General features: G+C 71.0%; 20 protein-coding genes. 11 read left to right on the top strand and 9 right to left on the bottom strand.

Annotation, left to right across the window (positions count from 1 at the left end):
• Window positions 1-5 precede the first annotated feature (5 nt).
• The 3 genes from sucB to ABD161_RS14690 all read right to left on the bottom strand — a co-directional run bounded on the left by sucB (window position 6) and on the right by ABD161_RS14690 (window position 4,773).
• Window positions 6-1,838 (bottom strand): 2-oxoglutarate dehydrogenase, E2 component, dihydrolipoamide succinyltransferase, encoded by a 1,833-nt coding sequence (gene sucB, locus ABD161_RS14700; RefSeq protein WP_344004582.1) that lies wholly within the window; start codon window positions 1,836-1,838, stop codon window positions 6-8.
• Window positions 1,839-1,915: 77 nt separating this feature from the next.
• A complete protein-coding gene (gene lpdA / locus ABD161_RS14695; protein ID WP_344004579.1) occupies window positions 1,916-3,289 on the bottom strand; it encodes a dihydrolipoyl dehydrogenase in 1,374 nt (457 codons plus the stop codon).
• A complete protein-coding gene (locus tag ABD161_RS14690; protein WP_344004576.1) occupies window positions 3,286-4,773 on the bottom strand; it encodes a leucyl aminopeptidase in 1,488 nt (495 codons plus the stop codon). The genes lpdA and ABD161_RS14690 overlap by 4 nt, the downstream gene beginning before the upstream one ends.
• A 68-nt stretch (window positions 4,774-4,841) precedes the next feature.
• Between ABD161_RS14690 and ABD161_RS14685 the strand changes: the two genes are divergently transcribed.
• From ABD161_RS14685 to ABD161_RS14675, 3 genes are all read left to right on the top strand, one after another.
• Window positions 4,842-5,774, top strand: a complete 933-nt coding sequence (locus ABD161_RS14685; protein WP_135114107.1) for a proteasome assembly chaperone family protein — start codon at window positions 4,842-4,844, stop codon at window positions 5,772-5,774.
• Between the two features lie 243 nt (window positions 5,775-6,017).
• Complete coding sequence (locus ABD161_RS14680) at window positions 6,018-7,373, top strand: RNA polymerase sigma factor (RefSeq protein ID WP_135114108.1); 1,356 nt, start codon at window positions 6,018-6,020, stop codon at window positions 7,371-7,373.
• Window positions 7,370-8,074 (top strand): coenzyme F420-0:L-glutamate ligase, encoded by a 705-nt coding sequence (locus ABD161_RS14675; protein WP_344004570.1) that lies wholly within the window; start codon window positions 7,370-7,372, stop codon window positions 8,072-8,074. Before ABD161_RS14680 ends, ABD161_RS14675 begins: the two co-directional genes overlap by 4 nt.
• 93 nt (window positions 8,075-8,167) lie before the next feature.
• Here ABD161_RS14675 and ABD161_RS14670 read toward each other — a convergent pair whose 3' ends face one another.
• A complete protein-coding gene (locus ABD161_RS14670) occupies window positions 8,168-9,190 on the bottom strand; it encodes a sugar-transfer associated ATP-grasp domain-containing protein (protein ID WP_344004567.1) in 1,023 nt (340 codons plus the stop codon).
• Window positions 9,191-9,243: 53 nt separating this feature from the next.
• Between ABD161_RS14670 and ABD161_RS14665 the strand changes: the two genes are divergently transcribed.
• Both ABD161_RS14665 and ABD161_RS14660 read left to right on the top strand, forming a co-directional pair.
• Window positions 9,244-9,927 (top strand): alanine racemase, encoded by a 684-nt coding sequence (locus ABD161_RS14665; RefSeq protein WP_344004564.1) that lies wholly within the window; start codon window positions 9,244-9,246, stop codon window positions 9,925-9,927.
• Complete coding sequence (locus ABD161_RS14660; protein WP_344004561.1) at window positions 9,924-10,955, top strand: alanine racemase; 1,032 nt, start codon at window positions 9,924-9,926, stop codon at window positions 10,953-10,955. The genes ABD161_RS14665 and ABD161_RS14660 overlap by 4 nt, the downstream gene beginning before the upstream one ends.
• Before the next feature lie 210 nt (window positions 10,956-11,165).
• Here the strand turns inward: ABD161_RS14660 and ABD161_RS14655 are convergent, their stop codons facing one another.
• Window positions 11,166-11,378 (bottom strand): DUF7455 domain-containing protein, encoded by a 213-nt coding sequence (locus ABD161_RS14655; RefSeq protein WP_135114113.1) that lies wholly within the window; start codon window positions 11,376-11,378, stop codon window positions 11,166-11,168.
• Window positions 11,379-11,574: 196 nt separating this feature from the next.
• Here ABD161_RS14655 and ABD161_RS14650 point away from each other — a divergent pair, with 196 nt between their 5' ends.
• Window positions 11,575-13,656 carry a DNA gyrase/topoisomerase IV subunit B gene (locus ABD161_RS14650; protein ID WP_344004558.1) on the top strand — a complete coding sequence of 694 codons (2,082 nt, stop codon included), beginning with the start codon at window positions 11,575-11,577 and terminating at the stop codon, window positions 13,654-13,656.
• Between the two features lie 140 nt (window positions 13,657-13,796).
• Here ABD161_RS14650 and ABD161_RS14645 read toward each other — a convergent pair whose 3' ends face one another.
• Both ABD161_RS14645 and ABD161_RS14640 read right to left on the bottom strand, forming a co-directional pair.
• On the bottom strand, window positions 13,797-14,309 hold the full coding sequence (locus ABD161_RS14645; RefSeq protein ID WP_344004555.1) for a nucleoside/nucleotide kinase family protein: 513 nt from the start codon (window positions 14,307-14,309) through the stop codon (window positions 13,797-13,799).
• 230 nt (window positions 14,310-14,539) lie between these two features.
• On the bottom strand, window positions 14,540-16,993 hold the full coding sequence (locus ABD161_RS14640; protein WP_344004552.1) for a DNA gyrase/topoisomerase IV subunit A: 2,454 nt from the start codon (window positions 16,991-16,993) through the stop codon (window positions 14,540-14,542).
• Window positions 16,994-17,085: 92 nt separating this feature from the next.
• On the opposite strand from ABD161_RS14640, the gene ABD161_RS14635 reads away from it, so the two are divergent.
• Window positions 17,086-18,210, top strand: a complete 1,125-nt coding sequence (locus ABD161_RS14635) for an alkaline phosphatase family protein (protein ID WP_425560913.1) — start codon at window positions 17,086-17,088, stop codon at window positions 18,208-18,210.
• Window positions 18,211-18,225: 15 nt separating this feature from the next.
• Here the strand turns inward: ABD161_RS14635 and sepH are convergent, their stop codons facing one another.
• The gene (gene sepH, locus ABD161_RS14630) at window positions 18,226-19,287 is read right to left on the bottom strand and encodes a septation protein SepH (protein ID WP_344004546.1); all 1,062 of its coding nucleotides are present in this window, start codon (window positions 19,285-19,287) and stop codon (window positions 18,226-18,228) included.
• A gap of 243 nt (window positions 19,288-19,530) precedes the next feature.
• Between sepH and ABD161_RS14625 the strand changes: the two genes are divergently transcribed.
• Window positions 19,531-19,824, top strand: coding sequence for a DUF4193 domain-containing protein (locus tag ABD161_RS14625; RefSeq protein WP_135114120.1), 294 nt, complete (start codon window positions 19,531-19,533; stop codon window positions 19,822-19,824).
• Window positions 19,825-19,832: 8 nt separating this feature from the next.
• Here the strand turns inward: ABD161_RS14625 and ABD161_RS14620 are convergent, their stop codons facing one another.
• The gene (locus ABD161_RS14620; RefSeq protein WP_344004541.1) at window positions 19,833-20,339 is read right to left on the bottom strand and encodes a DUF3093 domain-containing protein; all 507 of its coding nucleotides are present in this window, start codon (window positions 20,337-20,339) and stop codon (window positions 19,833-19,835) included.
• Between the two features lie 12 nt (window positions 20,340-20,351).
• On the opposite strand from ABD161_RS14620, the gene dut reads away from it, so the two are divergent.
• From dut to ABD161_RS14605, 3 genes are read left to right on the top strand one after another with little or no spacing between them, the layout of a single operon-like run.
• The gene (gene dut, locus ABD161_RS14615) at window positions 20,352-20,804 is read left to right on the top strand and encodes a dUTP diphosphatase (protein ID WP_344004538.1); all 453 of its coding nucleotides are present in this window, start codon (window positions 20,352-20,354) and stop codon (window positions 20,802-20,804) included.
• The gene (locus ABD161_RS14610; RefSeq protein WP_344004535.1) at window positions 20,801-21,388 is read left to right on the top strand and encodes a DUF3710 domain-containing protein; all 588 of its coding nucleotides are present in this window, start codon (window positions 20,801-20,803) and stop codon (window positions 21,386-21,388) included. Before dut ends, ABD161_RS14610 begins: the two co-directional genes overlap by 4 nt.
• A 7-nt stretch (window positions 21,389-21,395) precedes the next feature.
• Window positions 21,396-22,130, top strand: coding sequence for a DUF3159 domain-containing protein (locus ABD161_RS14605; RefSeq protein ID WP_344004532.1), 735 nt, complete (start codon window positions 21,396-21,398; stop codon window positions 22,128-22,130).
• Window positions 22,131-22,195 lie beyond the last annotated feature (65 nt).

Here is a 22,195-nt window from a genome sequence, read left to right as displayed (position 1 = left end):
GCGGGTCAGATGCCGAGGTCGCCCGTGAAGGCAGCCTCCTCGAGACGGGCCTTGACCGCCGACAGGAAGCGGGCCGCGTCGGCGCCGTCGATCGTGCGGTGGTCGTAGGACAGCGCGAGGTAGACGTACGAGCGGATGCCGATGGCCTCCACGCCGTCGACGTTCACGACACCGGGACGCTTGTAGACGATTCCCGTGCCGAGGATCGCCGACTGCGGCAGGAACACGACGGGGGTGTCGAACAGCGCGCCGCGCGAACCGGTGTTGGTCAGCGTGAACGTGCCGCCCGCGAGCTCGTCGGGCTTCAGCTTGTTGTCGCGCGTGCGCGCGGCGAGGTCGGCGATCTCGGTCGAGATCTGAGCGAGGTTCTTCGTCGCCGCGTCGCGCAGCACCGGAGTGAGCAGGCCGCGCGGCGTGTCGACCGCGATCGAGATGTTCTCGGACGCGGGGTAGACGATGTTCTCGCCGTCCAGCGTCGAGTTGATGATCGGGTACGCCTGCAGCGCCTCGGCCGCCGCCAGGGCGAAGAACGGAAGGAACGACAGCTTGCCGCCGGTCTTCGCGACGAAGTCGCTCTGGACCTGGCTGCGCAGAGCGGCGACCTTCGTCACATCCACCTCGACCACGGTGGTGAGCTGCGCCGTCGAGTTCATCGACTCGACCGCGCGCGACGCGAGCACCTTGCGCAGGCGCGACATCGGCTGGGTCGTGCCGCGCAGCTCCGAGACCTCGAGCTTCGTGGCGGGAGCGGCCTGGGCGGGCGCCTCGGCGGCGGCGGGAGCCGAAGCGGTCTCCGCAGCCTTCAGGACGTCCTCCTTGCGGATGCGGCCGCCGACACCGGTGCCCGTGACGGTCGCCAGGTCGACGCCGTTCTGCGCGGCGAGGCGGCGCACCAGCGGCGTGACGTAGACCTTGTCGTCGTCCGCCGAGGGCGTGAACGTGGGGGCCGCGGGCTCAGCCTTCGGGGCCTCCTGCGCCGGAGCGGCGGGCTGGGCCGGAGCGGCAGGAGCCGCGGGCTGGGCCGGAGCGGCCGGCTGCGCCGGGGCGGCCGGAGCCTGCTGCGCCGGAGCCGGGGCCTCCTGAGCGGGAGCCTCCTGCGCCGGGGCCTCCTGCGCGGGCGCCTCCTGTGCCGGGGCGGCCGGAGCCTCCTGCGCGGCAGCCGGAGCGCCGCTGCCGACGCGGGCGAGCACGGCGCCGACCTCGACGGTCTCGTCCTCCTGGACGAGGATCTCCTGGATCACGCCGGCGACCGGCGAGGGGATCTCGGTGTCGACCTTGTCGGTCGAGATCTCCAGCAGCGCCTCGTCGACGGCGATCTCGTCGCCGACCTTCTTCAGCCAGCGGGTGACGGTTCCCTCGGTGACGCTCTCGCCCAGCTCGGGAAGCACGATGTCGGTGGCGTCGCCGGACGAGCTCGGGGCCGGTGCCGTCTCGGCGACCGGGGCGGGCTGCCCGGTGGGGGCCTCGGCGGCGGGCTGCTCGGCGGCGGGCGCGGGCGCCTGCTCGGCCGGTGCCTGCTCCGCGGGAGCGGCCTCGGCGGGCGCCTGCTCGGCGGGTGCCTGCTCGGCGGCCGGCGCGTCGTCCTGCGCGCCGGAGCCCGAGCCGTCGCCGATCTTCGCCAGCACGGCGCCGACCTCGACGGTCTCGTCCTCCTGAACGAGGATCTCCTCGATCACGCCCGCGACGGGCGACGGGATCTCGGTGTCGACCTTGTCGGTCGAGATCTCCAACAGGGCCTCGTCGACGGCGATCGTGTCGCCGACCTTCTTCAGCCAGCGGGTGACCGTTCCCTCGGTGACGCTTTCGCCGAGTTCGGGGAGGACCACGGAAGTACTCATGTCGGAGTCTCCTTCAGGATTCGATGACGTTCTACAGCTTAGTGACGTGCGGTCCCCGGATCGGGCCGCATCGGGTTTCAGATCGCGTGAAGCGGCTTGCCCGCGAGTGCCAGGAAGGCCTCGCCGAGCGCCTCGCTCTGGGTGGGGTGGGCGTGGATGAGCGGCGCGATGTCCTCGGGGTGCGCCTCCCAGGCGACCGCGAGCTGCCCCTCCGTGATGAGCTCGCCCACCCGGTCGCCGAGCAGGTGCACGCCCAGGATGGGGCCGTCGACGCGGCGCACGACCTTGACGAGCCCGCCCGTGCCGATGATCTCGCTCTTGCCGTTTCCGGCCAGGTTGTACTCGTACGAGGTCACGCCCTCTGCGCCGTGCTCGGCGACCGCCTGCGCCTCCGTCAGCCCGACGGAAGCCGCCTCGGGATGGGAGTAGGTGACCTTCGGGATCTGCGTCTCGGGAACGGGCACGGGATCGAGCCCCGCGATCGCCTCCGCGACGAAGATGCCCTGCTGGAACCCGCGGTGAGCGAGCTGGAGGCCGGGCACGATGTCGCCCACGGCCCACACCCCCTCCGCGGTCGTGCGCAGTCGCTCGTCGACCGTGACGAAGCCGCGATCCAGCGAGACACCGGCCTCCTCGAAACCCAGCCCGGCGGTCGCCGGCCCACGGCCGACGGCGACGAGCAGGTAGTCGGCGCGAAGCGAGGCGCCGTCCTCGAGCGTCACCGTGACGCCGTCGCCATCCTGCGTCGCCGAGGCGAAGCGGACGCCGAGGCGCGCCTGGATGCCGCGCTTGCGGTATGCGCGCTCGAGGCCCTTGCTGAGAGCGATGTCCTCGTTCGGGATCAGGTGATCGAACGCCTCGACGATCGTGACCTCGGCGCCGAAGGAACGCCACACGCTGGCGAACTCGACGCCGATCACGCCGCCGCCGAGGATGATGGCGCTTCCCGGGACCTCGTCGAGGGCGAGGGCGCCCTCGCTCGTCAGGATGCGGTCGCCGATCTCCAGGCTCGGCAGGGTGCGGCTGTACGAGCCGGTGGCCAGCACGACGTCGCGGCCCGTGTACGTGTCGTCTCCGACCCGGACAGTGCGTCCGGCCTCGAGCCGTCCCTCGCCCGCGATCACGGTGATCCCGCGACGGGCGATGAGGCCCTCGAGGCCCTTGAACTTCTTCGCGACGATTCCCTCGCGGTACGCGCGCAGGCGGGCGGGGTCGATGCCGCCGAGCGAGGCGGTCACGCCGTACGAGGCGGCCTCGCGCACGGAATCGGCGACCTCGGCCGCGTGGAGCAGCGCCTTCGTGGGGATGCACCCGCGGTGAAGGCACGTGCCGCCGAGGCGGTCCTTCTCGATCAGCGCGACGGTCTTGCCGAGCTCGGAGGCGCGCAGCGCGGCGGCGTATCCGCCGCTGCCGCCGCCGAGGACGACGACGTCGAAGTCGTGAGCGGTCACTGCACCTCTCCACCCGCGGCGACGAAATCGATCAGCGCGCGGATGCTTGCCCCCGTGGGCCCCTTGTCCGTGAAGCCGTAGGCGGCGCTCGCGCTCATGGCGGAGCCGGCGATGTCGAGGTGCACCCACGGGATCCGCGGGGCGTCGTCGCCGTCACCCGTGCGACCGACGAAGTGCTGCAGGAACAGCCCCGCGTACAGGGCGCCGCCGTTGCGGTTTCCCATGTCGGCGTTGCGGAGATCGGCGACGCGCGACTCGAGCTGCTCGGCGATGTGCTCAGGCAGGGGGAGCGGCCAGGCGAGCTCTCCGGTGCGGTCGGCCGAGCGCAGGAACGCGTCGACCGCATCGCCGTGGCCCATCACGCCGGTGTGGCGCGTGCCCAGGGCGGCCATCACGGCGCCGGTCAGGGTCGCGACGTCGACGATGACATCCGGGTTCTCGCGGCTCGCCGCGACCAGGCCGTCGGCGAGGACGAGGCGTCCCTCGGCATCGGTGTTCGTCACCTCGACCGTGGTGCCGTCGAGCATGGTGAGCACGTCTCCCGGGCGCGTGGCGCGGCCCGAGGGCATGTTGTCGGCGATGCACATCCAGCCGGTGACGCGCACGGGGAGCTCGAGCTGCGCGGCGGCGCGGACGACGGCGAGCACCTCGGCGGCGCCGGTCATGTCCTCGTTCATGCCGAGCATCGAGGCCGCGGGCTTGAGCGAGAGGCCGCCGGTGTCGAACGTGATCCCCTTGCCGACGAGCGCGATGTGGCGCTGCGCGCCCTCCGGCGCCCACTCGAGGCGCACGAGGCGGGGCGGGCGGTCCGATCCCTTGCCGACGCCGAGGATGCCGCCGAAGCCGCCCTCCTCGAGGGCCTCCTCGTCGTACACGGTCACGTCGATGTCGAGATCGGCCGTGGCGGCCACCGCGGCCTCGGCGAGCTGCTCCGGGCTCTGGCGGTCGGCCGTGGTCGAGACGAGATCCTTCACCAGCGCGACGGCTTCGGCGGCCGCGCGCACCGTGGCGAGCTCGGCGTCGTCGACCGGGCCGGGCACGTGCACGACGACCGAGGAGGCGCGACGCTTCTTCTTCGCCTTCTCCGGATCCTGTGTCTTGTACGACTCGAACGAGTACGCACCGAGGGATGCGCCCTCGGCGGCGGCGCGCCAGGCGTCGTCAACATCGGCGGCGACGTGCACCGCGACGGTGTCGAAGCCGGTCAGCATCCGTGCGGCGGTGCCGACGGCCTCGCGGACGGCGGCGGCATCCGGATCCGATCCGAGACCGACGACCGCGAGCGGACGGTCGGTCACGTCGGGGGCGTAGACGCGGGCGAACGAGTTCTTCGCGCCGGTGAATCCCGTGGCGTCGAGCGCCGGGCGCAGGCCGGGAAGGTCGAGTTCGTCGCCCTCGGCGAACGAGGGAAGCGCCAGGATAGCGGCCTCCGCGCTTTCCTGAGGGAACGAGTCTTGGGTCAGCGCGAGAGCGGGAATCGGCATTCCTCCATCCTAGGTACGCGCAGAGCGGAACAGGTCCCGGGCACTCCGGGGGCTCGTAGCATGGATGCATGCCCTCGACAGGTGACATCTATGAGCGGGTCGCGAACGGTCCGATCGTTCCGGACGGACTTCCCCTCGTCATCCTGATGACGGGGTTCACCGATGCGGGCGGTGCCGTGTCGAACCTCATCGACTTCGCGCGCGAGGAGCTGAACCCGCGGCCCGTCGTCGTGTTCTCGAACGACGCGCTGCTCGACTACCGGGCGCGGCGCCCCATCGTGACCTTCGAGCAGGATCACCTGAGCGACTACCGGCCGCCGCGTCTCGAGCTCTCGCTCGCGCACGACGCGCTGGGTCAGCCCTTCCTGCTGCTCTCGGGCTACGAGCCGGATTTCTCGTGGGATGCGTTCGCCGAGGCGGCGGTCGACTTCGCCGATCGCTACGCCGTGAAGTCGATCACGTGGGTGCACGCGATCGCGATGCCGGTGCCGCACACCCGCACGCTGGGCGTCACCGTCAGCGGAAACCGCGCCGACCTGATCGAGGCGCACTCCATCTGGCACCCGCGCACGCAAGTGCCGGCGACGGTCGGGCACCTGCTGGAGTACCGCTTCATCGAGTCGGGCTTCGACACGGCGGGCTTCGTCCTGCTCGTGCCTCACTACCTGGCCGAGACCGACTACCCGGCGGCGACGATCGCCGCCCTCGACAAGCTGATGGCCGCCACGGGCCTGGTCTTCGCGCTGGACGAGCTGTACGGCGAGAACCGCGAGTATCTCGGCAAGGTCGAGGACCAGATCGCCGGCAACGAGGAGCTGGGCCGGATGGTGCAGGGACTCGAGGAGCGCTACGACGCCTACGCCGCGGGACTCGCCGGCGGCACGCCGACGGTCGGCGGGCTGCGGGAGGGCGAGCTGCCGAGCGCCGACGAGCTCGCGGCCGAGCTCGAGCGGTTCCTCGCGTCGCGCCCGAGCGGCGACGACGACAAGCGCGGAAGCTGACGGAAGAGCGCCTCCCGGCGGAATACCGGAGCCCCTCGAACCGTTGTCTCCACTGTCGCGCGAGGCGGAGCCGCCTCGCCGTAAGGGTCGGGTGAGGGAGCGTCGCCCGACGTATGAGAGAATGGGTGTCCGACCCGTTGTCGAGACGGCGCATATGACGGCGCTGGACTTGACAAGGGTCTTACTAGTGCCCGTACACACCCGGGGGCGCGGCGCGCAAGCGTCGCCGGTGAAAGGCGAAACGTGACCACTGCCACGAAGACTCCGCGGAGCACCGCGAAGAAGAAGGACGCGACGGAAGCGGATGCGCCCGTCGACACCGCTGTGACCGAGGCCCCGGCAGGGGCGAAGGCGCCGCGCAAGACAGCGGCGAAGACGGCCGACAAGCCCGCGGCAAAGGCGCCAGCGCGGAAGACGGCCGCAAAGGCCGCTCCGAAGAAGGCTGCGCCCAAGAAGGCCGCCAAGGACTCCGACGGTCCCGACGACGATGAGGCCGTCGAGGTCGAAGAGGTCGAGATCGACGACACCGAGGCGGCAGAGGCCGCCAAGGACGACGCCGCCGAGGCGTCCGACGACGACGACGCGCCCAAGAACGTCGTCACAGAGCCGCTGCCCACGGGCGCGATCGTCATCAGCTCGAGCGACGAGGACGAGGTCCCCGTCTACTCGACGCAGATCACGGGCGCCACGGCCGACCCGGTCAAGGACTACCTGAAGCAGATCGGCAAGGTCCCGCTGCTGAACGCGGCGGAGGAGGTCGACCTCGCCATGCGCATCGAGGCGGGTCTGTTCGCCGAGGAGAAGCTGTCGAAGATGTCGGCAGCCGAGAAGTCGAGCCAGCTCGGCCTCGACCTGCAGTGGGTCGCGCGCGACGGCCAGCGCGCCAAGTCGCACCTGCTCGGCGCCAACCTGCGTCTCGTCGTCTCGCTCGCGAAGCGCTACACGGGCCGGGGCATGCAGTTCCTGGACCTGATCCAGGAGGGCAACCTCGGTCTGATCCGCGCGGTCGAGAAGTTCGACTACACAAAGGGCTTCAAGTTCTCGACGTACGCGACCTGGTGGATCCGCCAGGCGATCACGCGCGCGATGGCCGACCAGGCCCGCACGATCCGCATCCCCGTGCACATGGTCGAGGTCATCAACAAGCTCGCCCGCGTGCAGCGTCAGATGCTGCAGGATCTCGGCCGCGAACCCACACCCGAGGAGCTCTCCAAGGAGCTCGACATGACCCCCGAGAAGGTCATCGAGGTGCAGAAGTACGGCCGTGAGCCGATCTCGCTGCACACGCCCCTGGGTGAGGACGGCGACAGCGAGTTCGGCGACCTGATCGAGGACACCGAGGCCGTCGTCCCGGCCGACGCCGTGGGCTTCACCATGTTGCAGCGTCAGCTCGAGAGCCTGCTCGACTCGCTCTCCGAGCGCGAGGCGGGCGTCATCCGGATGCGCTTCGGTCTTGGCGACGGTCAGCCGAAGACTCTCGACCAGATCGGCGACACGTTCGGCGTCACGCGCGAGCGCATCCGCCAGATCGAGTCGAAGACGATGGCGAAGCTGCGTCACCCGAGCCGCTCGCAGTCGCTGCGGGACTACCTCGAGTGAGCGCGGCCGCGAACGAGGGCAAGGCCCTCGAGGTCGAGGTCGACGGTGAGAAGGTCCAGCGCATCCCGCTGCGCACGCGCGTCGTGATGCCGGATGACGACCTCGACGCGATCATCACCGAGTACGCGAAGGACGCCGTGCAGCCGGGCGACCTGCTGTTCGTGACCGAGAAGATCGTCGCGATCACGCAGGGCCGCTCGTACCTGCTGACGGACATCAAGGTCCGTCCCCTCGCCCGGTTCCTGTCGAAGTACGTTGTGAAGACGCCGTACGGCATCGGCCTCGGCATGCCCGAGACCATGGAGATGGCGCTGCGCGAGTGCGGCACCCCGCGGATCCTGTTCGCCGCCGCCGTCGCGGCAGTGACCAAGGCTTTCGGGCGCAAGGGCGACTTCTACCGGATCGCCGGTGACAAGGCCCGCGCGATCGACGGCCCCACGAGCGGCACGATCCCGCCGTACAACCAGGCCGTCGTGCTCGGTCCGGACAAGCCGCGCGAGGTCGCCCGCCACGTGCAGGCGCTGCTCGGCGGCGGCATCGACGTGGCCGTCGTCGACATCAACGACATCGGCGGCAACATCCTCGGTTCGACGCTCGACAAGGCGGGGGAGAAGCGCCTCGTGCGCATCCTCGGCGACAACCCGCTCGGCCAGGGCCACCAGTCCACGCCGCTCGGGATCGTGAGATCGATCGCTGGTTGAGCGAGCGAAGCGAGTCGAAACCCCCAAACCTCCCGGGAGGCTTGGGGGTTTCGACTCGGTCGCTTCGCTCCCTCGCTCAACCAGCGAAGGGGATCAGAACTTGATCGCGGCCTTGTAGCGGGGCTTGTGACCGGTGCGGATGCCGGTGACGCTCGGCTTGTTCTCGTAGACGCCGGCGCCCCAGTTCCCCTCGACCAGGACCGGGCCATCCGGGGTGACGACGACATCCCAGCCCACGTAGGGGACCTCGGGCACGACGCGCGCGACCTCGTCGATGAACGCCAGGACCTCGTCGATCAGCGGCAGGCGGAACTCGGAGATCGGGAAACCCGTGTCGGGGTGCTTCTCGTGCACGTGGCCGTGCGAGTCGTAGCCCGCGCCGAACGCACGGCCGTCGTCGTGGAGCATCGTGTAGAAGCCGCCGTACGACATCTGGTCGCTCACGGCGCCGCGGCCGAACTTCTGCGCGATCGCGAGGACGTGCACCTGCGCGCCGTCGAAGAACGCCGTGATGCGGGTGGTGTTGACCGTGCCGGGGCAGACGGCCGCGAGGTCGTCGTGCTGGCGGATGACCTCCTCGAGCAGCAGTTCGTCGCGCTCGATGAGGCCGCGGTGGAACGCCTCCCAGTCGGACACGTCCTTCGCGTGGTAGCGGCGGACGCCGAGGCCCATGTGACTGACGGGCACCTTCGCGATGAACGTGCCGTGCTTCTCCGCGAACGCGCGGACGGCGTCGGCGTTGCCGGCCTCGACGATGAGCCACTCGCGCTTGAGGAAGCGGTCGAACAGCTTGTTGAACTCGATCTTGTTCTCGAACAGGACGCGCTTGTCCTTGCGGGCGAAGCGCTGCGCGAGCTGCATCGAGACGGGATGCGTCATGTACGTCGCGCGCTCCTCCTTCGACAGGATGGCGAAGTCGTAGTCGACGTAGTCCTGGAAGGCGACGTCGTGGCGCGCGGCCGACCACAGCATGTCCGCGAACACCCGCGGCGTCCACGCCCCGTGCTGCTCGTGCACCTCTCTTGCGCGCTCCGCGACCGACTTCACGTCGATGCGGCGGGCGCGCTCGGCGAGGTAGCGGAACTTGCCGGCGAGGCCGAGGCGGTTGTCAGACATTCACACTCCGAGGGGTCAGCGGGACCGGTGGGCCCCCGGGTTAGTCTAGGTCGGTGACCTGGTCGAACCCCCGGCGCGCAGCCCCGTTGGCGCGCATCTCGCGGTCGGCCCTCCTCGCCAACGCGCGGCTTCTCGCCCGCGATCCGGATGTCGTCGCCGATCTTCGGCGCGACGCGTGGGGTCACGGAATCGACGTGGCCGCGCGTGCCGCGGCGGCCGCCGGGGTGCGGTTCGCCCGTGCCGACGAGCGCGACGCCGCGGTAATCGCCGCGGCCGGCCTCGAGCTGGTCGACCGGGAGCCGGAGACCGGCGAGCTGCTGTACGGCCTGCCGCGATCGGGAGGCGCGCCCGCGCTCGTCCTGAGCACGCCGATCCTGTCGACCAAGCGCCTGCTCGCGGGCGAGGGCGTCTCCTACGGCTACACCCACCGTGCGGTCGCCGACACGCGCGTCGCGCTGATCGCGGGTGGCTACGCGGAGGGTGTCGTGCGCGCGCTCGGCAACCGCGTCGGGGTCGAGCTGGCGGGCGCCGTGCGGCCCATCATCGGCCGAGTTGCCATGGACGTCTGCGTCATCGACATCGGCGATGCAGACGTCGCCGCGGGGGACGAGGCTGTGTACTTCGGATCGGGCCTCGTGCGCGACGGTCTCACCGGCTGGGTCGACGCGACGGGGCTCAGCACCGCCGAGCTCGTGTGTGCGGTGGGCCTGCACGTGGAGCGCAAGGTGACCGAATGAGTGCGGAGCTGCGGATCTCCCGGGCGCGTCTGGCCGCCAACATCGCCGCGGTGCGGGAACGGATCGCCCCGGCAGAGCTGCTTATGGTCGTCAAGGACGACGCGTACGCGCATGGTGTCGAGGCGATCGTGGAGATCGCGCTGGATGCGGGCGTCACCTGGTTCGGTGCGATCGACCCGCCGAGCGCGCTGCGCGCGAAGGCCGTGGCCAGCGATCGGGCGCGTGTGTTCTGCTGGCTCACCCTCGGCGCCGAGGCCGCCCGCGACGCGCTCGACGGCGGTCTCGAGCTCGGCGTCGGCGACGCCGACTACCTCGAGCGGATCGCGGAGGTCGCGCAGGACACCGCCGTCGTGCACCTGAAGATCGACACGGGCCTTCACCGCAACGGCGTGCGGCCCGAGGACTGGCCCGCGTTCGTCGCGCGCGCCGCCGAGCTGGAGCGGGCGGGGCGCATCCGCGTCGCCGGCATCTGGAGCCACATCTCCGAGGCGAGCGACGAGGACGACGACGTCGCCCGCGCCGAGTTCGACGCGGCGGTGGCGACGGCTCGAGCCGCGGGGCTTGAGCCCGAGGTGCGCCATCTCGCCGCCAGCGCCGCAGGCTGGGCGAGGCCCGAGTTCCGGTACGACCTCGTCCGCGTCGGGGCGTTCTGCTACGGCATCCGGTCGGCGGACGGCCCGGAGCTGCCCGGCATCGCCCCGGCGGCGACCCTCGTCGCACGCGTGACCGCCGTCCGCGCCGACGGGGTCGACATCGGCATCGGATCGCTCGACGGACTGCCGTCCTCCCTCGGCGGACGTGTCACGGTCGGCACGCCTGCCGGCGCGCGCCCCCTTCAGCGGGTGGGCCTCGCGGAGAGCACCGTGGCGGCATGGCCCGGTTCCGCGGTCGGGGACGAGGTCGCCGTGTTCGGACCGGGCGCGTCGGGGGAGTCGTCGGCGACCACCCTCGCGGAGGCGATCGGCACCGTCGGGGAGGAGCCCGTCCTGCGCGTCTCCCCGCTCATCCCTCGCGTCGTCGTCGACTGATCCGCGAGCCGGCGTTCCCCGGCCGAGACTTCGTAGCGCGCGCGATGCGGCATCCCGCGGCCGAGACTGCGCGGCGCACATGCTGTCTCACGGCCAGAATGCACTCTCGTGCGCGAGTTGTCGCCTCACGCGGCGGGGCGCACCGGCGCCGAGAACGAGAACGCGCCCGCGGCCCCGAAGGGCGGCGGGCGCGTGAAGCCTCGGCTGCGGTCAGTCGGCGTCGCTCAGGCGCGCCGTCTCGTCGTGCCAGGAGGTCGCGACGGAGCGGAGCTTCTCCTCGTACTTGCGTCCGTGGTGGGCGCAGAAGAGCAGCTCGCTGCCGTTGACCTCGGCGGCGATGTACGCCTGCGCACCGCACGAGTCGCAGCGGTCCATCGCCGAGAGGCGGTAGGAGGGGGCGGGAGCTTCGGTCGTGGTCATCATGTCTGCCTCCTCGTTCTGTCCATCCGTGCACTCTTGCGGGATGCGTCACATATAACCACGCGGCCCTGATAAACCTGCCCGCCATGCGGCATGTTTCGCTCAGCGCGTACGCCGGGCCTCCCCTGCCCAGACGGGAGTAGGGGACAAGGGAGTGTCCAGCGGGCGATCCGGGCGCGCGCGATTAGCATCGAAGATTGTGACTGCCGAGTACTCCGCCCATCATCTCCAGGTCCTGGAGGGCCTCGAGGCCGTCCGCAAGCGCCCGGGCATGTACATCGGCTCGAACGGCTCGCCGGGCCTCATGCACTGCCTCTGGGAGATCATCGACAACGCCGTCGACGAGGCGGTCGCCGGCAACGGCACGCGCATCGATGTCATCCTGCACGGCGACGGCAGCGTCGAGGTCCGCGACCGCGGGCGCGGCGTCCCTGTCGACGTCGAGCCCCGCACCGGCCTGTCCGGTGTCGAGGTCGTCTACACGAAGCTCCACGCGGGCGGAAAGTTCGGCGGCGGCTCGTACGCCGCCTCCGGTGGCCTTCACGGCGTCGGCGCCTCGGTCGTCAACGCGCTCTCCGAGCGCCTGGAGGTCGAGGTCGACCGCAACGGCAAGACGTGGGCGATGTCGTTCCACCGCGGCGAGCCGGGCGTGTTCGCGGACGGCAAGGGCGAGCCGACGCCGGATGCCCCGTTCACCCCGTTCGAGGAGCGCAGCGAGCTGCGCGTAGTCGGCAAGGTCGCCAAGGGAGTCACCGGCACGCGCGTGCGGTACTGGGCCGACCGCCAGATCTTCACGAAGGACGCGGCGTTCCAGCTCGACGACCTCGTGACGCGCGCGCGTCAGACCGCATTCCTCGTCCCCGGGCTCGAGATCGTGATCCGGGACGAGCGCGGCGAAGAGCTGGTCGAGACCGCGTACCGGTTCGACGGCGGGATCTCCGAGTTCGTCGACTTCCTCGCGACCGACGCGCCCATCACCGACACGTGGCGCCTCACCGGATCCGGAACGTTCACCGAGACCGTGCCCATGCTGCAGGCGAACGGCCACATGGTCTCGACCGAGGTCGAGCGCGAGTGCCGCGTCGACATCGCGCTGCGCTGGGGAACCGGCTACGACACGCACATCCGCTCGTTCGTCAACATCATCTCCACGCCCAAGGGCGGCACGCACCAGCAGGGCTTCGAGCAGGAGCTGCTGAAGCAGCTGCGCGACCAGGTCGCCGCCAACGCCCGTCGCCTGAAGGTCGGGAACGATAAGCTGGAGAAGGACGACGTGCTCGCCGGTCTCAGCGCCGTGCTCACCGTCGAGGTGCCCGAGCCGCAGTTCGAGGGCCAGACGAAGGAGGTGCTCGGCACCCCCGCTGTGCGCGCCATCGTGGCGAAGGTCGTCCGCGAGGAGCTGAAGGCCCGGTTCGCCTCCGCCAAGCGCGACGACAAGAACCAGACGTCGATGCTGCTCGACAAGGTCGTCTCCGAGATGAAGGCGCGCGTCTCGGCCCGCGCCCACAAGGAGACGCAGCGACGCAAGAACGCCCTGGAGAGCTCGTCGCTGCCGACGAAGCTCGTCGACTGCCGCACGCAGGATGTCGCGCAGTCGGAGCTGTTCATCGTCGAGGGCGACTCGGCGCTCGGCACCGCGAAGCTCGCCCGCAACAGCGAGTACCAGGCACTGCTTCCGATCCGCGGCAAGATCCTCAACGTGCAGAAGGCATCCATCAGCGACATGCTCTCGAACGCCGAGTGTGCGTCGATCATCCAGGTGGTCGGCGCCGGCTCGGGCCGCACGTTCGACATCGATGCGGCGCGCTACGGAAAGATCATCATGATGAGCGACGCCGATGTCGACGGCGCGCACATCCGCACCCTGCTGCTGACGCTGTTCTACCGGTACATGCGTCCGCTCGTCGAGGCCGGCCGGGTGTTCTCGGCCGTGCCGCCGCTGCACCGGATCATCGTGATCAACCCCGGCTCGAAGCCGAACGAGACGATCTACACCTACAGCGAGGCGGAGCTCCACCGCCTGCTCGACAAGCTGCGGAAGGCCGGCAAGCGGTGGCAGGAGCCGATCCAGCGCTACAAGGGCCTCGGCGAGATGGACGCCGATCAGCTCGCGGAGACCACGATGATGCGCGAGGGACGCCTGCTGCGCCGCGTGCGCCTCGAGGACGCCGAAGCCGCCGGCCGTGTCTTCGAGATCCTGATGGGCAACGAGGTCGGCCCGCGCCGCGAGTTCATCGTGGAGTCCGCCGACCGCCTGAGCCGCGAGTCGATCGACGCCTGATCTCAGGAGCCGACGCGCCCAGTCGTCGGCTCGTCCGCTCGGTCGCAGGATCGGCGGGGCGGCTGGGACGCGTGTGCCTCACGAAGCGACATCGGTCCCGCCGCCACCGACGGCCGGGTGGCGGCTCCGACTATGGGGCGTCAGACGCACCCTTCTCTGGCTGCGGTGCATTCATCGGGTCGGATGATCCGCGGGGTTGCGGGATCGCTGTTGTCGACGACGAGAGACGCTCGTGCCCACGGGCGCTCGGCGTCGAAATAGAGTCGCTGACCCTCGACGTATCGGCGCATGGAGACGTGATCCGGATCCGCGTGGGTGCCGTCGCGGATCGCCATCCGCCGCGCTGTCTCCGCGAAAGGCACGTCGAGGAAGACGGAGAAGTCCCAGAACGCGGCGAGGTCGCCGCGGAGGAGGAACATGCCTTCCACGATGACGAGCGACGGGTCCGCCTCCCGGGGCCCGTCGAGTACCTCGGCACGGATCCGCGCGTAGTCGTAGGTGTCGAGCCAGAACCCTTCCGGTGACCAGCGGCCTCGGGCGTGGCGGATCTGCGGCGGGTTCACGAAATCGTCGAGATGCACGAGCCTGCTGGCAGGCATACTCAGTCGCTCGTGCAGAGCGCGTGCGAACGTTGTCTTGCCGCTGCCGTCCACACCGTCGATCGCCACGAGCGCACCACGCTGCGGCAACGTGGCGATCGCCGTCGCGATGTGATCTAGGACTTCCGTCATGGCTCAAGTCTCTGGGATCCGCCCACTCGTCGGATCATCCGCTCGGTCATAGGTCCGGCGGGGCAGCTGGGACGCGTGTGCCTCACGAAGCGACATCGGTCCCGCCGCCACCGACGGCTGGGTGGCGGCACCGACGACTGAGCGAGGCGGGATCAGCGAAGGGTGCGGCCGATCGAGCCCACGGGGGCCTCGAGCGGCTGCCCCGAGGCGTCGCGCCGGGCGAGCGTCTCGGGCAGCTTCCGGACCGTGCCGGTCGCGTCGACCGCGCGTGCCGGATCCGGACCCACCCACGCCAGCGTGAGGCGATCCTCGCCCTTCAGCAGCGAGTGCGCGCGGACGCCGCCGGTCGCGCGCCCCTTGGCCGGGAACTCGGAGAAGTCGGTGATCTTCGCGCGGCCCGTGTCCATGCCCGGGATCGCGGCGGACGACCCGGAGACGGTGACGACGACGGTCTCGTCGCCGACCGCGGCGCCGAAGAAGATCGCTTCGGCCTTCGCCGCGAGCTTCACACCGGCCATGCCGCCGGCCGGCGCACCCTGGGGGCGGACCGACGACGCCGCGAACCGCAGCAGCTGCGCGTCGGACGTGACGAACACGAGCTCGGCGTCGTCGGGCGCCGTCGCAGCGCCGACCAGACCGTCGCCCGGCTTCAGCGCGATGATCTCCAGCTCGGGCTTCGGCGGCAGGGCCGAAGGGACGATGCGCTTGACGACGCCCTGGGCGGTGCCGAGCGCGACCGGCGTGTCGTCATCCAGTCGCACGAGTCCGACGATCCGCTCGCTGCGATCGGTGAGCCCGATGTAGTCATGGAGCTTCACGCCGACGCCGAGCTGCACGGAGTTGGCGGGAACGGAGGGCAGGTCGACGGGGGAGAAGCGCACAAGACGCCCCTTCGACGTGATCGCGCCGGCCTCGCCGCGGATCGTCGCGTCGACGGTCGTCAGCAGCGCGTCGTGCTTGCTGCGTCGTGCGGGCGCGACCAGCTGCTGGCCCTCCTGCAGCTCGACGCGCACGGCGCGACCCGTCGTCGACAGCGCGATCGTCGTGGGGCCGTCGGCGATCTGCAGGTCGGGTTCTCCCTTGCGCGGCCGGGGCGCGGCGGGCTTGCCGTTCATCAGCAGGGTGCGACGCGGTGTCGCGTGCTTCTCCGCCGTGGCGTCGAGTTCGAGCGCCACCTGCTTGCGCAGCAGCACGTCCGAGCCGAGCAGCTCCTCCAGCTGGGCGATCTCGGCAAGCAGGGCGTCGCGCTCCTGCTCGAGCTCGATGCGCGAGAACTTCGTCAGGCGGCGCAGACGCAGCTCGAGGATGTACTCGGCCTGCACCTCGTCGAGGTCGAACACCGTGCACAGTCGCCCGCGCGCCTGCTCCGACGTGTCGGAGGAGCGGATGACCTGGATGACCTCGTCGATGTCGAGGATCGCGACGAGCAGGCCCTGCACGAGGTGAAGCCGCTCGCGGCGCCGGGCGAGGCGGAACCGGCTGCGGCGCGTGACGACCGCGAGGCGGTGGTCGATGTAGACGCGCAGCAGCTCCTTCAGCCCGAGCGTGCGCGGCTGCCCGTCGACGAGGGCGACGTTGTTGATGCTGAACGAGTCCTCGAGCGGCGTCAGCTTGTACAGCAGCTCGAGCACCGCGTGCGGGTCGAAGCCGGTCTTGATGCCGATCACGAGGCGGAGGCCGTTGTTGCGGTCGGTGAGGTCGGCGACGTCGCTGATGCCCTGCAGCTTCTTCGACTGCACCGCGTCCTTGAGCTTCTCGATGACGCGCTCGGGGCCGACCATGTACGGCAGCTCGGTGATCACGATGCCGGTGCGGCGCGGCGCGATCTGCTCGACCGACACCTTTCCGCGCAGCTTGAAGGCGCCGCGGCCGGTCTCGTATGCGTCGCGGACGCCGTCGAGCCCGACGAGGATTCCGCCGGAGGGGAAGTCGGGGCCGGGCACGAACTCCATGAGCTCGGCGGTGGTCGCCTCCGGGTGCTCGAGCAGGTGCGTCGCCGCCGCCACGACCTCGCTGAGGTTGTGCGGGGCCATGTTCGTCGCCATGCCCACCGCGATGCCGCTGGCGCCGTTGACGAGCAGGTTCGGGTACGCCGCCGGCAGCACGGAGGGCTGCTGGAACTGCCCGTCGTAGTTCGGGACGAAGTCGACGACGTCCTCTTCGAGGTCCGCCGTCAGCGACAGCGCGGGCGCGGCGAGACGCGCCTCGGTGTACCGGGCGGCGGCGGGGCCGTCGTCGAGGGATCCGAAGTTGCCGTGGCCGTCGATGAGCGGCACCCGCAGCGCCCAGTGTTGCGCGAGGCGCACGAGCGCGTCGTAGATCGCCGTGTCGCCGTGGGGGTGCAGCTTTCCCATCACCTCGCCGACGACGCGGGCGCTCTTGACGTGACCGCGGTCGGGGCGGAGGCCCATCTCGGCCATCTGGTACAGGATGCGCCGCTGCACCGGCTTCAGGCCGTCGCGGGCGTCGGGGAGGGCGCGGGAGTAGATGACCGAGTACGCGTACTCGAGGTACGACCCCTGCATCTCCGCTTCGAGGTCGATGTCCTCGATGCGCTCTTCGACGGGTTCCGTCGAGCTCGGGGATGCGGAGGACTTGCGAGCCATGCTTCTCTTTCTCGAACGCTCGTCGGGTCGAGCGGTGGGCTCCGGGCGCAGGCCCCGGAGCGGGCGAAGCGCGTTGTGCGAGACTTGCCCGGATGCCCCCCATCGTACCGACGGGCTCTCTGTCAGCCCGGAGCCTCACCGGAATTGCGCCGGACATCCTTCGATCGCTGTCCGACGGATCCGGTGATCTGCGCCCCGCGCGATCCGCCGTGCTGTTCGTGATCGACGGGCTCGGCGCCCATCAGCTGCGTGCGCATGCCGGGCATGCCCGGCGCCTCACGGCAGCGGGAGGAAAGAAGGATGTCGCCCGCACGGTCTTCCCGTCGACGACCGCGGCCGCGCTCACCTCGATCCTGACCGGCTCCGATCCCGGCCGGCACGGTCTTGTCGGGTACCGCGTCCTGGATCCGGATCAGGGTCGCCTCGCGAATCAGCTCAACGGCTACGAGAGGGACGGACTCGATCCGGCCACGTGGCAGCGCCGCCCCACGATCTTCGAGCGCGCCGCGGCAGAGGGGCGCCGCACGTTCGCGGTCGGCCTCGCGGAGTACTCCACGAGCGGGCTCACCGCCGCGATCCTGCGCGGGGCCGAGTACGTCGCATCCGACGAGATCCGGATGCGCGTGCGCGTCGCCTACGAGCTCGCCGCGGGCGAGCCGGGATCGCTCGTGTACTGCTACCTGCCCGAGATCGACAAGGCGGGGCACCGCCACGGCGTCGACTCGGAGGCCTGGATCTCGGCACTGGAGGAGGTCGACGCCGCGTTCGCCGCGCCGGTTCCCCCGGGCGTGGGCGCGCTCGTGACCGCCGACCACGGAATGGTGGATGTGCCGCGCCACCGGCATGTGCTGCTGCAGGATGGCGACCCGAGGCTCGATGGCGTCGCCCACCTGGGGGGCGAGCCCCGGCTGCTCCACGTGTATCTCGAGCCGGGATCGGACGCCCGCGCGGCCGCCGGCGTGTGGACCGTCGCCTCGGGGCGCACCGCGGACGTCGCCACGCGCGACGAGGCGATCGCCGCGGGCCTGTTCGGCGAGGTCTCGGACGAGGTGCGCCCGCGGATCGGCGACCTGCTCGTCGCGGCGCGCGGCTCGTGGGCGTTCTACGACGACCGTCTCGAGGACAAGCGCCCGCAGAACATGGTCGGCCAGCACGGCTCCGTCACCCCCGAGGAGGTCATGGTGCCGCTGCTCAGGCTCGGCGCCTACGCGGGCTGAGGAACGACAGGCCTTCTAGTCGTCGCTGCGGGCGCCGAAGACGATCTCGTCCCACGACGGCATCGAGGTGCGACCGCGGCGGCGCGGCGACTCGTCCGCCTCGGGCGTGGCGCCGCGATCCTGCTTCTCGGCGGCCGGCATCGAGTCGAACAGCGCCACGGGCGCCCGACGCTCCGAGTCACGCGCCTCGGGCCGGGCCGAGGGGCCCTGCTCGTCGGCGTCGAAGGCGGGGGCGGGCTCGCGCTGTCCGCGGCGGCGGCGGAGCGCCTCCAGCAGGTCGGCCGTGTCGGGATTGGGCGTCTGCGCGCCGGGGGCGCGCTTGGTGGCGAGGTCGCGCACGGTCGACGACGAGGAGGCGTGTTCCGCGCCCGGCTCCGGCTGGGCGTCGGGCAGACGACGAGGCCCGAAGGCGCCCGAGTCGAACTGGGCATCCGCGTCCTCGGTGCCCGACCCGTCGCCCTGGAGGGGCGCGACCGTGTCGAGGGCGCGGAGGCGGGGGATCAGCCCCTCCGGCATCGGGCCCTGACGCGACAGCTGGGTCGCGTCGCCGTTGAGCGGCGAGAGCGCGCTGCGGCGGGGCTCGAAGCTCCAGCGCGCGTCGTGGTCGACCTCGTTGGCGGTGAACTCGAGCTTCACGATCCAGCCCGAGGACTCCTTCCAGCTCGTCCAGCGCTCGCCCGTCCCACCGAGCTCCGCGAGCTTCGCGCGGATGGCGACGCCGAAGGTGGGGTTCTCGTCCTGCTCGAGATCGATTCCCATCAGCACCGGCACGGCGAGCGCCTGGCCGACGATGTGCTCGCGCTCGGCGAGCACGGGGGTCTCGAACTTGCGGATCGCCTCGATCGGCGCGCCGAGCAGCTCGGCGACATCCTCGGCCGACATGCCGGAGCGGATGTGCGCCTGGATCTCGCGCGGGCTCGGCAGGGGCGCGCGCGTCTCGGCCGGGGAGTGCTCGCGCTGGGCCTTGCGGATCTCCGAGCGCAGCACGTCATCGATCGCGAGCGTGAAGCGCTGGCCCGCCTCGGTGGCCAGGACGAGGCGGCCGTCCTCGGTTCCGATGATGGTGAGCGATTCCATGCTCAGCCTCCTCTGGCTCGCGCTGGCCGCCGCTGTCGGATCACGGCGCGCCGCTGGCGTTCACGACGCTCACATGGTTTCACGCACCCGGCCGAACACGGGGAATAGAACGGGCGCGCCGCGAGTTTCGATCCCAGCGCGCGTCCGCATTTGCTTATCCGGCGGCGGACGTGCAGACTATCGCCGCTCCGCCGCACGGCGGAGACCGCACCGCAGTTTATGAAAGAAGTGTGACCCACTCACATGGCAACCGATTACGACGCCCCGCGCAAGACCGAGGACGACGGCAACGAGTCGATCGAGGCGCTGAAGGCGCGTGTGCCCGACACGATGTCGGGCTCGGTGGACGTGGAGGACTCGGACAACCCGTCGAGCTTCGACCTCCCGGGCGCCGATCTCTCCAACGTCGAGCTCGACGTCGTGGTGCTCCCGCCCCAGGAAGACGAGTTCACCTGCATGAACTGCTTCCTCGTGAAGCACCGCTCGCAGATCGATCACGAGGACGCCAACGGCCCGATCTGCCGCGACTGCGCCTGATAAACGGCCTAGCGCCCGCTCTGCGCGTGACGCACGGCCGCCGCGAGGCGGTCGGGGGTGCGCGACGAGAGCGTCCACGATGACACGGGGTCGTCGGGATCCACGTCCGGAAGGACGACGATCCCGTCGACCCCTCCGCGTATCAGGTGCCAGCCGCGCGGATCGAGCTGCGGCCCGCGTGCCGTCCGCGCCTCCTCGCCGGTCACCGCCGACGGCTCGCCGAGCAGGCTGACTGCGATGTGGGCGCGTCCCGCACGCAGCTCGCCATCCGCGACCTCGATCACCGGGGAGGTCAGGATGAGCGTCGCCACGACGAAGATGCCGACGGCGAGGCCGATCGCGAGGGAGAGGGTGCCGTCGTACTGGACGAACACGAGCGCCGCCATGGGCGCCACGACCGCGGCTCCGCCGAGGATCCAGAGCGAGGGAGTGAGCCGCTCGTGGTACAGCGGGCGAGGCTTCTTGCCCGGCTCCGCGGCGGCTTGGCGGCGAGCAGGCTGTGATGTGTTCTGCATTACCCTCGTGGAGTGAGCGAAACCGTGGACGTCCCCATCATCGCACCGGCCCCGCCGGTGTACGCGCACCCCGGCGATGCCGGCGCGGATCTGGTGGCGGCGGAGGCGGTGCGTCTTGCGCCGGGTGAGCGCGCGCTCGTCGGCACGGGGGTGCGCATCGCACTGCCCGACGGCTATGCGGCATTCGTCGTGCCGCGCAGCGGCCTCGCCGCCAAGCACGGCATCACCATCGTCAACGCGCCGGGCACGATCGACGCGGGGTACCGCGGCGAGATCAAGGTCGCGCTGCTGAACACCGACGCCCGCGAGGCGTACGACGTCGCGGTGGGGGACCGGATCGCCCAGCTGATCCTGATGCCCGTGCCGCAGGCGCGCTTCATCCCGGTGGACGAGCTTCCCGAGCATGTCCGCGGCGAGGGCGGCTTCGGCTCCACCGGCTATCAGACCCAGGAGGGGAACGCATGAGCGACGAGCTCGAGATCCGCCGGAAGGCGGCCCCCGGCGATCGCCCCACGGCCGGTCCGCTGGACGAGACCGAGGCGAACCCGGTCCGTCCCTACATCGACCTCGGCGGCATCAAGGTGCTGCCGCGCGAGGGCCTGAACCTGCGGCTCGAGGTCGAGGAGCAGACGAAGCGCATCGTCGCCGTCGGGCTCGACTACGCCGACTCCACCCTTCAGGTGCAGCCCTTCGCCGCGCCCCGGACGACAGGGCTGTGGGACGAGACCCGCGCCCAGATCCGCGACCAGGTGCGCCAGCAGGGCGGCCGCGTCGAGGAGCGCGAGGGCCCGCTCGGGGCCGAGCTGCTTGCCGAGGTGCCCGTGGTCGCCGGTCAGGACGCGCAGATGCGGCTCGCCCGCTTCGTCGGCGTCGACGGCCCCCGCTGGTTCCTGCGCGGCGTCATCGGCGGCGCCGCAGCCTCCGATCCGGCCGCGGCCGAGCAGGTGGAGGACCTCTTCCGGTCGATCGTCGTCGTCCGCGGCGGCGCTCCGATGCCGCCGCGCGACCTGATCCCGCTCAAGATGCCGTCGACGCCCGCGTCGGCGTGAGGCAGGGATGAACTCGGAGTCGGGCCTGGGCGACGCACGCCCCGACGGGCGGGATGAGCCCTCCGCGTCCGATCTCGTCGGGGCGGCCATCGGCGGCGCCGCTCGCCGGGCGGGCATCGACCCCGCCGAGGAGGCGACGACCGGCCACGTGGTCTGGAAGGCGATGGGTGGCGTGCGCGGCGTCCTCGAATCGGTGCTGCCGAGCCTCGTCTTCGTCGTCGTGTACACGTTCTGGCCCGATCCGCTCGTCCTGTCGCTCGGCTTGTCCGTCGGCATCGCCGCGGTGTTCACGGTCATCCGTCTCGCACAGAAGTCGCCGCCGTCGGCGGCTCTCGGGGGACTCATCGCGGCGGCCGCCGCGGCGGCGCTCGCGCTGTTCACCGGGCAGGGGCGCGACAACTTCGTCCTGGGCCTCGTCACCAATGCCGTGTACGGCACGGCGTTCCTGATCTCGGCCGTCATCGGCTGGTCGCTCATCGGCCTCGCCGCCGGCTACCTGATGGGCGAGGGGACGGCCTGGCGACAGGATCGGCGCAAGCGCCGCGTGTTCCTGTGGCTCGCGCTCGCGTGGGCAGCGCTCTTCTACGCGCGCCTTGCCGTGCAGCTGCCCCTGTACCTGGCCGACGAGACGACGCTGCTGGGGACGCTGAAGCTCATCATGGGGCTGCCGCTGTTCGCCCCGCTCGTCGCCGTGACCTGGCTCGCCGTCCGCGCGTTGTACCCGGCCGCGCGCGAGCGCTAGCTGTACTTCCCCGGCAGGTTGTGAACGGCTGAGGTAGGCGAAGACCTCCGGGCAGGATGTGGGTT

This window comes from Microbacterium paludicola (assembly GCF_039529675.1).
Taxonomy (GTDB): domain Bacteria; phylum Actinomycetota; class Actinomycetes; order Actinomycetales; family Microbacteriaceae; genus Microbacterium; species Microbacterium paludicola.
Note: the sequence above shows the minus strand (reverse complement) of the source record. Positions and strands in the feature narration are given on the sequence as shown.